We start from the raw sequence: 13,101 nt of genomic DNA, 5'->3' as shown, positions 1-13,101 counted from the left end.
ACAGTCTTTTTTCCTTTATACGAAAGATGACATTTTATATCATCTAAATTAAAGCTAAAGTCATTGGCCAATGCAATTGAGAGGAGTGAGGTTATGGCTTTGTCTATTTCGCAACTAGCTAAGGAACATCAACAATTTATTCTTGCAAAATTAAAAGAAGTTGAGCAGGAGCTCCATCCGTCCTCTAGCGAAGACGAGGAACTTGTGCGTCGTGCAGTTTTTTCTGTACGTAACAAATCTATCGTATTTGAACGTTTTAATGGTGCAAGTTCTATATTATATGCAAGCGTACAGGATGTGAGACCTGCAACTGTAGAAATTGATTTTGCTCACGGGACTTTAAGCTGTAACTGTCCCCAACTAAAATGGTGTCGTCATCAGGTAGGCGCACTACTTGCTCTCTATCAATACTTTGATTCAGTGCAAAACTGGTCAGCTGCTTGGCGCGCACAAAAATCAGTGCAATTAAAAACATTGGCTGATGAACGGAGCCCTGAAAGCTGGCAGTTGATGGTCGATGAAGTCATGAAACGGCTATTGCCAGCTGGTCGCATTTTGGAAGGCTATGGACTTTCCGCTATTCGTACCGACGCATTGGAACGGCTTCGAAAACATATGCCGTTTGAACGTGAATGGCAACCACTCTATAAACTTTTTATTGAACTGTCCATCTTTAACACAATATGGCGACATTTAAACAATACACAAGGTCATTCATTAGACTCACCTTATATGAAATACTTTATCGATCAAAGCGTACAATCATTTGAAAGTATTTTGACGGAATTAACAAATCGCTCTCGACTTTTTGCAACCGATCCATTTTATGACTCACTGCAAGAAATCGTTCGTGATTTATTACTAGAACGACAAGGGCTGTTCGCCAATCGACTACAAATTTACATGCTGCTATGGGCAGTGCTTTTTTATGAGAGGCCTAGACGTGAAAAAGAGCTTACTCTTATTGATACGCTTGAAAATGTTTCACCCGAAATTTCTTTGCAATCATTAAAGCTTTTATTTTATGTGTTGCTACAAAAAGAGCAATTATTACAGGAAAGTATCGCACACATTGCCTTACCACAGATGCAAGACTTATTCGAGTTAGCTACATTTGCTAAGCGTGCTGGCGAGTCCCATTCACAAGCAGCTATTTTACGAGCTATGCTTCCTTTTGCTGAAGCATTTTTACAGGAAACGGTGCCAGTCGTACAGCGCGCGCAATATGTGCGACAATTCCAGTTGCTATATGATGATATTCAGTTAACTGAGGAAGAAGAAACAACGCTATATAGCGCATTCGGTGTATACGGATTACAGCCCTATTCGTTCTTCCTTATTCGAAAAGAACGCTATCGTGAATGGGCAGCTTTACACCAATTAAATCTTTCCTCATTCTCTTATTTAGAAATGTGTGGTCTTAAAGATGTACTACACATCGCTCCGGCAGCCGTTTTACCTTTGTATCATGTTTATGCAATGGCAGAGATTACACAAAAGTCTCGTATGAACTATAAGCAAGCAGTACGGATTTGGAAAAGTATGCGTAGTGCTGCAAAAAGAGCAGGTAAAGTAGCTTATTTTGAAACATACATGCAAACAATCCGAGCAGAATATAAACGACTTCGTGCATTACAGGAAGAAATTGAGAAAGGAAACTTAGTATGACTATATTAAATGTCCCGTCTCCGTTTACAAAAAGACAGCAGTTACGTATTGAACCCGCATCCAATGACCATTACACGGTGCAGGGCTTTACTGCAAGTGGTACAGTACTTGAAGTTGAAACCTTGATTTCTTCGTTATTTTTTAACTATGAAGCAAATACGTATGGTTTAATGACCAATCGAACTGATTATGCAATTGATATTTCAACTGCAGAGCTTCTCGATATCTTTTCGCCGCTCTACCAGCACCCATTTATTCATTGGGAGGGTGTGGATGCTGACAGTAATGACACGATTAAACAGGTGCAGTTATTACAGCAATACTGGCAAGAACCTACACTTTGGACGCATGTGGCAATTGCAGATGATTTTTCTTCATTGTCATTTTCTATTGAAGGTGTCGATACGACATTACTTGAAACAGCTGTGCAGCAAAAACTGGCTTATGCTGGATTAGTCGTGTCTGATGTGCCGAAGTTACTCCCATTCTTTTTACGCGGTGGCTGGCCATTAGAAAAGGATCGTCAAGCTGGTGCAGTAACGGTATCGTTACGTTTAAGTGAGCCAGAGGAAGATTCAGATGTTTGGCTGTTGGAAACGGTGCTTAGCACGGCTACAACGAAAACTTATTGGACACCTGCTGTACGCAAAAAATCATTGCCTTTAGCGGATGCTTTACCGGCAAAATGGCAGCCATTTGCCCTTGATATTGAGCAACAGCAAAGCCAAATTGTTGAACTGCTGTCAAATGAACATTTACAATCTGATATTTTCATTCATATAACACTTGATGATTTAGAAGTTCGCAAATTTTTACGGGAAGACTTAGCACGATTACAGGCACTCGGTTTTGATGTCGTGCTTCCCGCTTGGCTAAAAGATTTAAAACAATCCAAAATGCGTGTACGTGTCAGCACAGGTAATGTATCAACGAAAAAAGTTGCGGGACTTGATGATATTTTAACGTTTAAATGGCAATTTTCAATGAACGGTCAGTCCATTTCAGCTGAGCAATTTAAAAAGCTTGTCGATGAAAAACGTGAATTCATTCGTATTGGTACGGAATGGTTCCGAGTGGATGCAAACTGGATGCATGAAATGCGTGCTTTAATGCAACAGGCTGAAGATGAAAGCTGGACTGTTCGTGAACTTTTATTCCGTGAACTCCCAGAAGAATTAGCGATGCTCGAGGAAGAAGAAGATGCGGATGATGCATTACGTGACGATCCACTGTTTGCCTTTGAATTACAACAATCATTAAAATCTTATATGGAGCAGCTTCATGAGAAAAAAGGTCTGCCACCAGTACCAGTTCCTCTATCATTGAATGCAAGTTTACGTCCTTATCAGCAAGAAGGTTTTGAATGGCTTGTCTTTATGCGTGAGCAAGGTTTCGGTGCTTGTCTAGCCGATGATATGGGGCTTGGCAAAACGGTGCAGCTTATTTCTTATTTACTGCATGTCTATGAAACATTGGATGCTAAAGAGCCGACCATTATTATTTGCCCGACTTCTGTGCTTGGAAACTGGCAAAAAGAGCTTGCACGTTTTGCCCCTTCTTTAACTGTGCATACGCATTATCAAGCGAATCGAACAAAGGAAGATGCCTTTATTCAGCTTGTTAAACAAGAAAAACCGCATGTCATTTTATCTACTTATGGAACAGTGTCACAGGATACGGAATTTTTACAAATGATTGATTGGGCAACGGTTGTGTTAGACGAAGCGCAAAATATTAAAAATATGCAAACACTGCAATCTCGTTCGATTCGTAAATTACATGGTAGCCACCATATTGCCTTAACAGGTACACCTGTTGAAAATCGATTATCGGAGCTTTGGGCGATTTTTGACTTTATTCATAAAGGCTATTTAGGTAGCTTTGGCCGCTTTAACGAGGAATTTATTTTACCTATTGAACGTGATGAATCATCGTCACATAAGCAAAAACTACGTGCAAAAATCCAACCGTTTTTACTTCGTCGTACAAAACGGGATCCAAATTTACAGCTTAATTTACCTGATAAGCAAGAATCTCATGCATACTGCGCATTAACTGCGGAGCAAGCATCACTGTATGAGGGCTATATTTTAGAAACGCTTGACCAACTAGAGCAACTAACCGGCTTTCAGAAAAAAGGCCGCGTCTTAAAGATGCTCAGTAAATTGAAGCAATTATGTAATCATCCTGCTCTTTATTTAAAAGAACCTTTTGAGGATGCGGCAACGATGCTAACACGCTCGGTCAAATTAGAGCGTATTGTAAACATGGCAGCGGAAATCGTGGATAATGGTGAGCAATGTCTTATTTTTACGCAGTATATTGGTATGGGTCAATTACTACAGCATTGTTTCAGTGAAATTTATAACGTTGATGCACCGTTTTTAACCGGTGCGATGCCTAAACAGCAACGTGACCGTTTAGTCGAGGCTTTTCAAGCAGGTGAGTTCCCTATTTTCATTCTGTCATTAAAAGCAGGTGGTACTGGATTAAACTTAACAGCCGCAAACCATGTGTTACATGCCGATCGTTGGTGGAATCCTGCTGTTGAAAATCAAGCAACAGACCGCGCTTATCGAATTGGGCAAACACAATTTGTGCAAGTGCATAAGTTTGTAACAATCGGTACCATTGAAGAAAAAATTGATAAAATGCTGGCGCAGAAATCTGCATTATCGGAAGAACTTATTCAGTCGAGCCAGTGGTTAACAGAGTTGGATGATGATGAACTTCGTGATCTAATGTCACTTGATTACAAATTATCTTAGAAGTGCGCCAAGAGCTTAACGTTCTTGGCGCTCTTTTAGCAACATATAAGTGAACAATGTTTTACTTCTTTCCTACTTACTTCTTATTTAGTTGTGTGAAATGGTCATTGCTGTGCGGTCTTCAGCAATGATTCGTGTTAGTTTTAGTCCACATCTATCCTTTCTCATGTAAAAATTCATTACGGCGCAAAGCTTAACATTTTATAGGAGAATGGCGGATTGAATAAATGTTTTACCTTGCTCCGTATGTATGGCCATAGTCGGTTATACTACTGGTAATTGCATCTTTTTCTCTGGTAACACAAAATCCTTTAGAATCTCCTGCTCGGTGGATTTTGCTGGCGTCATTGTGTTACTGTCACTATCTGGTGGCTTCAGCCTGTAAAAGCGGACATCTTCTACCACCACTTCTGTAATGTAAATTTTAGTGCTCTCTTCATTCATAAACGACCTTGATTGAATTCTTCCATTAATCCCAATGAGCGAGCCTTTTCCGCAAAACTTCACAATATGCTCTGCCAGTTTTCCCCATACTGTACAAAGAATAAAGTCAGTTTCCACTTCTCCTCGACTGTTTTTGTAATTGCGATTAATGGCAAGGGAAAAATGAGATTGCACTCGATTTCTTGATAGTTGCCGTAACACCGGATCTTTTGTTAATCTTCCAACCAGTCCGACTTGGTTCATGGATTCACCTCCTTTGCTTTTAATTGCCCTTATCTTACAAGATGACCTTCGCCACTGGCAAAGCTGAATTTTTAATATTTAGCGCGTAATTCCAGCACAAAATTGTTTTTTCCATATGTTTTATTTTTTATGGTGACGATTTTTTTCCTAGTCAAATCTTGATGGCTGTAAGGAGCTTAGCTCATTTTTGAAATATCAAATTTTGCATATTTCACAAGAAATTGAAGTATCCGGCTCAACTACAACAAGCTGTAATTGATTATGTTATACTAAAATGAATGACCGACTTAGGAGGATACATAATGAAAACATTTAAAATGCTTTCCTTTGACCTTGTCACGAAAGATGGCATGCAAGCATTTCCTTTAGTCGATGGCATTATTATTAATCAAGAAAACAGCCATCAATCTTGGATTCTTGAACTGTTTATCGATCGGCAATATCGGCCGATTTTTGATGAGTTATTAGTGAATGGTACCGTTGTAAATGTACGGGCCGTTATTTCATTTCCTGATAATGAACCAGCGCCATTTCGCGTCGTTGTTCATACTGTACAAGAAATTGGCGAGCATATTTCCGTGCTTTTAAAAGGAACTTTAAAAATTAAGCGTTCAAAATATGCGGAACAATTACTTGCAGATTTGCTTACAGAGGGTGTTGCGCAAGTTGACTTGCTAGACCGCTTCTCTAAAGGAATGAAAGAACGTCCAAAACTGAAAAATGATTGATTTTATCGGGCGATACGTTGTATGACGTATCGTTTTTTTGTCTGGACAAGTTGTGATTTTTGGATAAAATATTGTGTAAAAAAGGGGTGAATACAGATGAGTTTTGTCTTACGTAAGAAGCCTTTAAAATTGTTATGGCTTGAAGCTTTACTTAGACGCTTAAACGAAGGAGATCCTGAGTTAAGCTATTATACTGAAAAATTTCGGAGACTTTACGCTGGTTTTGCCGGAGAACAAAGAGTTGACCGTGAATGGTATGAAATAATATGTCCAAATACTTTTTTTGTATTGCATAATATAGTGCTAGAGAATACAGCCAAGCACTTCCATCAAGTGGATACGCTCTTTGTTTGTCGGCATTTCATATTAGTTGTGGAAATCAAAAATATCAACGGACGTCTGGATTTTGATGGTGCTACATTTCAATGTACTCGAACAAAATCTGATGGAACAGTTGAAGGTTTTCCTAATGCAATAACGCAAATTCAACGTCATATGCAATTCTTTAAAACTTTTTTTAAAAATTATTCTTTCCCCATTGAAGGTGCCGTCATTTTTTCTAATCCATCCGCAATCATTGCGAATCATCCTAATACAGTTCCTATTTTCCATGTTTCTGGATTGCAGAGTCATATCCAACATCTTTTCACTAAGTATACGAAACCTGTCATATCAGATGAACAATTAACCTATTTTGTTCAACAAATTAAAGCCCGACATCAACCACAAGAAGTACTTACTCACATAGATTCTTCGCGCTTCCGCCACGGTGTTCTTTGCCCAAAATGTCATTATAAAAAACAAATGTTTTTTTATAGAGGGGTCTGGAGATGTGTAGTTTGTCACTATGTAAGTACAGAAATTTTTGCAGAAGCATTGCTAGATTATCAATTGCTAGTAAGTCGTAGGATTACCAATAGTCAATTACGTGCGTTTTTTGGTATTGATTCAAGCGATGCAGCCAATCGCTTGTTGCGAAAATTTCACTTCCCTAGCACTGGTACTACTAAAGATCGTGTATACCATCTCCCTGACAATTTAATAGAATTTATGAAACCATTTTTTTGATGCAATTTTGGAGGTAGTTGTCTTTCTGCGTATGTAGTTTTGCTTCTTTCGCGGAATTCACGCTGGCTTCCGCGGAATTTTTCCCTTCTTCCGCGGGATTCACGCTTGCTTCCGCGGAATTCTTCTCTTCTTTCGCGGAATTCACGCTTGCTTCCGCGGGATTAACCTTCGCTTCCGCGGAATCCTCCTTCACTTCGCGGGATTCACCCCCGCTTCCGTAGAATCACTTCATTCGCATAATCGCGCAAAGAAAAAAGTGATTCCGACTTAACGGAATCACTTTTGTATTTATGGGGTAGTCATCTTATTACGGTCGTTATTCATTGTGTTGTTGTTGTTTCTTTCAACACCATTTACACCATTTGCGTTAGGTACGTTGTCATAGCCGTTAGAGCCATTTACGTCCGCGTTTGATCCAGGTGTTGTCGCTTCAGGCATCACAGTGTTTTCACGTACAGTACCGTGATTCGTTGTACCATCGTTTACTGTACCGTTGTTCACGTTACGATCGTAAACATCATGGTTTCTATCCGGATCGACAACATCTTCAACATCGTTCACACCTTCTCGAACGTCCCTATTCAAATCAGTCATTGGGGTTTCATTTGCAGCATTGTTACCCCAGTTACAACCTCCAAGGAATACTGTAGCAAGGATAATGGTTAAAAATGACATTTTCCACATATTAAAAAACCTCCTTTCTTGAGTACTATGTCAGCAAATACACCTTGTGCATTTGTGATCCTACATAGAGTGCCCGGGAAAGGAGGGAACTATCCGATTTTTTTAGTACAAAAACTATTTTTGTTTTTCTTTCAGCAACTGCTCAATATATGCTGCTTCTGCTTTACAATTATAAGTATAATTGGTACCAAGTTGTTTTTGTAAAGCTTCAATGGTTTCGACTTGTTTAGCGGTTGGTTCTTCATTTAAAATTTTTGCAATTACTTCATCGATTTTTTGTGCCATTTCTTCATGGAATTCAGTACTCATCAAAACATCGGCTGGGATTTTTTCGATCCAAGCGGCATTTTCCTGAAAATAAGACTGCCAGCTAGCAATGAAGTCTTCCATAGAAAAGCGCTCTTCTTCCCAACCAATACTTGCTAAGTATGATTCAAAAGATGTTGAAATCGAACGCGTAATGCTAATTTTAACACCTGAAGACAATTCCTTATACATCTATATAATCCTCCTACTTTTTAAAAAACCTAAAATTACATGTATTTCAATTCACAATACGATCGCATTTAAACTACTAATTGCTGTCAAAAAAATTTGACAATCAGAACACTATTCGACAAGCTTATTTTATAACTTATAGCCTATAATTGCAAATTAAGGCTGTTTTGGTTGTTCTGGCCCTATTGCGAATAAAATATCTACCTCACAAACAAGCTCGCCGTCAACTGTCGCAATTCCGTGTCCTTTGCCCATTGAACCACGTAATTTAGTGAATTCTACTTCTAATCGAAGCTGATCTCCAGGTACAACTTGACGCTTAAAGCGCGCGTTATCGATGCCTGTTAAAAATACTAATCGACCTTGGTATTGCTCAGACTTTAATAAGGCTACGCCACCAACTTGTGCTAATGCCTCTACAATTAATACGCCTGGCATAACAGGGTATCCTGGAAAATGTCCATTAAAGAAATCTTCATTAATTGATACATTTTTAAAACCTACTGCACGTTTGCCTTCTTCTATTTCCACAATACGATCTACGAATAAAAATGGATAGCGATGTGGTAAGATTGCTTGAATTTGCTCTGCTGTTAACATTTCTTTTCCCCCTCTAGGTATGTAAATTGGCTTTCTACTTATAATATGAACCTGGCGTCCATATTTACACGTTTACGGTATATTACAGTATCCGCCTTTTTATGTGAAACACAAAGTATGGTAAAGAATATTATTATTCTTTACCATTCATAATGTCAAATATATGTTGCCATGTTTCTATCTTAAAGACATCCATTGCTTTTCCTTGACCAATCACACTGTAGCCGACCATTGTTCCTAAAATAGCGGCAACAACGATTAAAACAAGAATAAGTACAACACGTAACCAAATCGGAATCAGCCGTATTTGCACCCATCGAACCTCGCGTTGCTCTCCATTTGAGCGACGTCCCTTTTCATCTGGTGGCGTATCGGTTTCTTGTGTCGGCACAGAACGTCGACGTGAATCGTTTGTCATAGATATTGTACCCCTTCATTTCTTACTCAAACATGCACTTATCGTATGCCGTTAATGAGCCCTAGCATTTGGTCAGCTAGTGTAACAGCTCTTGCATTGAATTGATAAGCACGTTGTGTTTCGATTAAATCGGTCATTTCCTTCGACAAGTTAACATTCGATAATTCGAGTGCACCACTTTGCATGCCGATTTGCTGACGATTTGCTCCTTGTAATTCTGTTACAACTTCAGCTTGTGTATAGCCTAGCTCTGCTAAGTTATTTGGGAAGCCTAAGTATGTACCTGAAACATGCTCCATTAGCTGTGGCTTTTGGAATTCTGTTACAGCAAGATCCGTACGAATAATATCTCCATTCGGATACGTTGCTTCTAACGAGCCTCCATCGCGTACAGCAAATCCTTTTACGTTATCAGGTAATGTTATAGCTTGTCCATTTGCATCTGCTACTGGGTAGCCATCTGAAGTAACAAGCATTACCGTTCCATTATTTAAAGGTGATAAATAAAAGTCACCTTGACGAGTATACACTGTTTTCGTTCCATTTTCACCATCTGGCATTAAAATATTGAAATATTGCTTTGGTTTTGTAAAAGCTAGGTCCAGGTCACGATCTGTTGATTGCAATGAACCTTGCTTATAATTCGTTTGAATTTGACCAAGCATTGCACCAGAGCCATAACGAATACCGACCGGTGATTGGCGCACAGTAGGGTCCTGTTTATCATTATTGAATTGTTGATACATTAGTTCGTTAAACGTTGCTTGCTGTGTTTTATAGCCATGCGTCCCACTATTGGCAATGTTATTACTAATGGTATCTAATTTATTTTGCAATTGCCCCATTGTATTTGTTGCGGTAATCATTGTTCGTAGCATGTGAAAACGCCTCCTGTTCGCTTATTATAACTTGCCGATTTCGTTAACAGCCTTTTCCATACTACGATCATAAGCCTGCAACACTTTTTGATTTGCTTCAAATGCACGGTATGCTGTCATTAAGTCTGTCATTGTGCGACCTGAATCAACGTTTGAGTTCTCTAAATAATTTTGGCTTAATGTAAACGATACACCATTTGCACCATAAGCGGTAGGTAGCGCATCGCCATTTTCTGTACGAAGTAAGCCATTATCTTGTTTAACTAGCATGTTCGGATTGGCAGCAAACGATACACCTACACGCGCTACTTGCTGGTTATTAACAAAAATAGCACCGTCCTGATCCACACGGAAATCATCATTTGGTAGTTGGATGCGTTGCCCTGTGTCAGATAACACATAAAGACCTTGTGCATTGACTAAATAACCTTGACCATCTAATGTAAAATTCCCGTTACGCGTATACGCCTCTCCGCCATCTGGATGTGCTAAACGGAAGAAAATTGAACCCGTGACACCATCTTCATTTTGGGGTAAGTATCCATCAATTAGGGCCATATCTGTCGTTAAATCTGTGCTATAGATTTGACCTTGTATGTAATTTGGTAATGTTTCTTGCATATAAATTCCGGTATTTAATGCACCAACTTGACTCATATACTGTGAGCCCGATTGCTGATTGGCAGGCGCATTTGTTTTACCTACGCTGGACATTAGCATATCTGGAAATGAACGGATTGTAGACTGATCTGCCTTAAATCCAGGCGTATTGGCATTGGATAAGTTGTTTGTCAGTAGTTCTGTTCGTCTTTGTTGTGCAATCATACCTGATGCTACTGTATAAAATCCTTTAAACAAAGGAATCACCTCATTGTATTTTTATAGAGAAGCTGGAACACGATCAATATTTTCTAGCATGATGCCTGTACCAATTGCCACACAATCCATTGGATGTTCTGCAATGAATACTGGTACTTTTAACTCTTCTATTAACAGCTGGTCCATACCGTGTAGTAGTGCGCCACCACCTGTAATAATAACACCACGATCAATAATATCTGCTGATAGCTCAGGCGGTGTTTTTTCCAATACGTTTTTAGCCGATTGTACAATCATTGCTACCGATTCATGTAATGCACGTTCGATTTCATCAGAGTTAATGGTAATTGTACGTGGTAAGCCTGTTACCATATCACGACCGCGGATATCCATTGAATCGTCACGGCCACCTTTAAACACTGTACCGATTGTTATTTTAATTGCTTCTGCTGTACGTTCACCAATGAGCAATTTATATTCCTTTTTAATATATTGCAAAATATCATTATCAAAAACATCACCAGCCACTTTAATAGACTCACTTGTTACGATGTCGCCCATTGAAAGTACCGCGATATCTGTTGTTCCGCCACCGATATCAACGACCATATTGCCACTTGGTTGGAAAATATCCATACCAGCACCGATTGCCGCCACTTTTGGCTCTTCTTCTAAATATACTTTTTTACCACCAGATTTTTCAGCAGCTTCACGAATCGCTTTTTGCTCAACACTTGTAATATTTGTTGGGCAGCAAATCAAAATGCGTGGTTTTGTTAAAAATCCTTTTAAATTTAACTTATTGATGAAATGTCTAAGCATCGCTTCTGTAACATCAAAATCTGCAATGACGCCATCGCGTAATGGCCGAATTGCAGTAATATTACCAGGCGTACGCCCCACCATTTGACGCGCTTCTTCTCCTACCGCTAGCACCTTGTTTGTCTTTTTATCTATCGCCACCACAGAAGGTTCATTTAACACGATTCCTTTACCTTTTACGTGGATTAATACGTTCGCAGTTCCTAAGTCTATGCCTATATCCTTCGAAAACATTTTTTGATTTCTCCTTCCCGCCAGTTAAAACTACATAACGTTCCTATTGTCTATTTATCTAGAATATTTTATCATACCCCATTGGTAATTTCACCTAAATTTAGTCATTATGCTTGTTTTCCTACAATTATATGGACACAACTAGAAATGGACAAAAAAAGAACGAATCATTCTTGACTCGCTCTTTCTTTCCACTTGTTTTTCGTTGCCTCTCCTCCACGAATATGACGTACGGCTTTATGGTAGGCGAGAATCTCTTTCACTTGATCGGCTAATCCTTCATGAATTGTTGGTAATCGCTCTGTTAAATCTTTGTGCACCGTACTTTTTGAGTAACCTGTCATTTTCGCGAGGACACGCACAGTTTCACGCGTCTCAATCAATAATTCACCGAGGCGTATGCAGCGCTTCCGAATGTGCTCGTGCACGTTCTTCGTCCTTTCCACACAATTTCACAAAATGGCTTTGGCATCAGATGCACGTCTGCGCATTTCTTCACCTTATGTGAGGACAAAGCTATTCAGAACACGATTTGCACTTTCTCGTTAAATTGCTGACTTTTTTAAAATCCTAGGAATTTTTTCGGGTTTACGTATTTACCGTTTTCTAGTACTTCAAAATGCATGTGAACACCGGCTGCTTGATTCCACTCATTGTCAGTCGCTTTGCCAAGTGCCTGACCTTGTGTCACTTCGTCGCCTTCTTTCACGACAATATCTTTCACAGAGCTATAATGCGTTTGCTTACCATCTGCATGCTCTAGCACGATTTTATTGCCTGTGAATGCATCTAGTTTTACTTCTAGTACTTTACCACTTAACGCAGCAACTACTTCGAATTCTTCCCCATTCATAGAAAGAGAAATGCCTGACGATGTTGTAAATGTTTGATTAAATACCATTAATGCATTTTCACGCGACTCTTCGTTGGCTTCCACTTCATAAAATTCCTGTGAAACTTGTACTTTACTAAGCTCAGCTTCCTTGAATGGATACTTCATTGTTTCTGTTTTTGCATTTGTTTCAACTACTGGACCTGGGTCTACTTGTGCTAAATCTGGTAGCGGCGCCTCTTCTTTCGATACAAGACTATTGTAACCAAATAACATACCTGCTAACATTAACGCACCACCCGCGTATACCGCCGGCCAAAACCAAGGTTTTTTCTGCAATTGTCCTTTTTCATTTTGAGAAGTTTTACTATTTTTATCCTCTCTCATTTTCATCACC

Annotated in this window: 14 protein-coding genes; 4 read left to right on the top strand and 10 right to left on the bottom strand. The window is 39.2% G+C overall.

Features of this window, described 5'->3' with window-relative positions; all coding sequences use genetic code 11:
* Positions 1-93: 93 nt before the first annotated feature.
* Both ACKVEV_RS19855 and ACKVEV_RS19850 read left to right on the top strand, forming a co-directional pair.
* Positions 94-1,668: a hypothetical protein gene (locus ACKVEV_RS19855; RefSeq protein WP_409367924.1), complete on the top strand. Its 1,575-nt coding sequence runs from the start codon at positions 94-96 to the stop codon at positions 1,666-1,668.
* Positions 1,665-4,436 (top strand): DEAD/DEAH box helicase, encoded by a 2,772-nt coding sequence (locus tag ACKVEV_RS19850; RefSeq protein WP_409367923.1) that lies wholly within the window; start codon positions 1,665-1,667, stop codon positions 4,434-4,436. The genes ACKVEV_RS19855 and ACKVEV_RS19850 overlap by 4 nt, the downstream gene beginning before the upstream one ends.
* Before the next feature lie 264 nt (positions 4,437-4,700).
* Here ACKVEV_RS19850 and ACKVEV_RS19845 read toward each other — a convergent pair whose 3' ends face one another.
* A complete protein-coding gene (locus ACKVEV_RS19845) occupies positions 4,701-5,123 on the bottom strand; it encodes a single-stranded DNA-binding protein (protein WP_409367922.1) in 423 nt (140 codons plus the stop codon).
* 302 nt (positions 5,124-5,425) lie between these two features.
* Here ACKVEV_RS19845 and ACKVEV_RS19840 point away from each other — a divergent pair, with 302 nt between their 5' ends.
* Positions 5,426-5,851, top strand: coding sequence for a YwpF family protein (locus ACKVEV_RS19840; RefSeq protein WP_409367921.1), 426 nt, complete (start codon positions 5,426-5,428; stop codon positions 5,849-5,851).
* 96 nt (positions 5,852-5,947) lie between these two features.
* Positions 5,948-6,919 (top strand): NERD domain-containing protein, encoded by a 972-nt coding sequence (locus tag ACKVEV_RS19835; RefSeq protein ID WP_409367920.1) that lies wholly within the window; start codon positions 5,948-5,950, stop codon positions 6,917-6,919.
* A 288-nt stretch (positions 6,920-7,207) separates the two neighbouring features.
* Here the strand turns inward: ACKVEV_RS19835 and ACKVEV_RS19830 are convergent, their stop codons facing one another.
* The 9 genes from ACKVEV_RS19830 to ACKVEV_RS19790 form a co-directional block, all read right to left on the bottom strand.
* Entirely contained in the window at positions 7,208-7,603 is a 396-nt protein-coding gene (locus tag ACKVEV_RS19830) for a hypothetical protein (protein WP_409367919.1), read from the bottom strand.
* Between the two features lie 114 nt (positions 7,604-7,717).
* Positions 7,718-8,101 (bottom strand): hypothetical protein, encoded by a 384-nt coding sequence (locus ACKVEV_RS19825; protein ID WP_409367918.1) that lies wholly within the window; start codon positions 8,099-8,101, stop codon positions 7,718-7,720.
* A gap of 156 nt (positions 8,102-8,257) precedes the next feature.
* Positions 8,258-8,701 (bottom strand): 3-hydroxyacyl-ACP dehydratase FabZ, encoded by a 444-nt coding sequence (gene fabZ / locus ACKVEV_RS19820; protein WP_409367917.1) that lies wholly within the window; start codon positions 8,699-8,701, stop codon positions 8,258-8,260.
* Between the two features lie 133 nt (positions 8,702-8,834).
* The gene (locus ACKVEV_RS19815) at positions 8,835-9,119 is read right to left on the bottom strand and encodes a DNA-directed RNA polymerase subunit beta (protein ID WP_409367916.1); all 285 of its coding nucleotides are present in this window, start codon (positions 9,117-9,119) and stop codon (positions 8,835-8,837) included.
* A 38-nt stretch (positions 9,120-9,157) separates the two neighbouring features.
* On the bottom strand, positions 9,158-9,997 hold the full coding sequence (locus tag ACKVEV_RS19810) for a flagellar hook-basal body protein (protein ID WP_409367915.1): 840 nt from the start codon (positions 9,995-9,997) through the stop codon (positions 9,158-9,160).
* A gap of 24 nt (positions 9,998-10,021) precedes the next feature.
* Positions 10,022-10,855, bottom strand: a complete 834-nt coding sequence (locus ACKVEV_RS19805; RefSeq protein WP_409367914.1) for a flagellar hook-basal body protein — start codon at positions 10,853-10,855, stop codon at positions 10,022-10,024.
* A 21-nt stretch (positions 10,856-10,876) separates the two neighbouring features.
* Positions 10,877-11,872: a rod shape-determining protein gene (locus tag ACKVEV_RS19800; RefSeq protein WP_409367913.1), complete on the bottom strand. Its 996-nt coding sequence runs from the start codon at positions 11,870-11,872 to the stop codon at positions 10,877-10,879.
* A gap of 167 nt (positions 11,873-12,039) precedes the next feature.
* Positions 12,040-12,300: a sporulation transcriptional regulator SpoIIID gene (locus ACKVEV_RS19795; protein WP_004269485.1), complete on the bottom strand. Its 261-nt coding sequence runs from the start codon at positions 12,298-12,300 to the stop codon at positions 12,040-12,042.
* A gap of 134 nt (positions 12,301-12,434) precedes the next feature.
* On the bottom strand, positions 12,435-13,091 hold the full coding sequence (locus tag ACKVEV_RS19790; protein ID WP_409367912.1) for a peptidoglycan DD-metalloendopeptidase family protein: 657 nt from the start codon (positions 13,089-13,091) through the stop codon (positions 12,435-12,437).
* Between the last annotated feature and the right edge of the window lie 10 nt (positions 13,092-13,101).

Source organism: Lysinibacillus sp. 38-6 (assembly GCF_046245175.1).
GTDB lineage: Bacteria > Bacillota > Bacilli > Bacillales_A > Planococcaceae > Lysinibacillus.
Note: the sequence above shows the minus strand (reverse complement) of the source record. Positions and strands in the feature narration are given on the sequence as shown.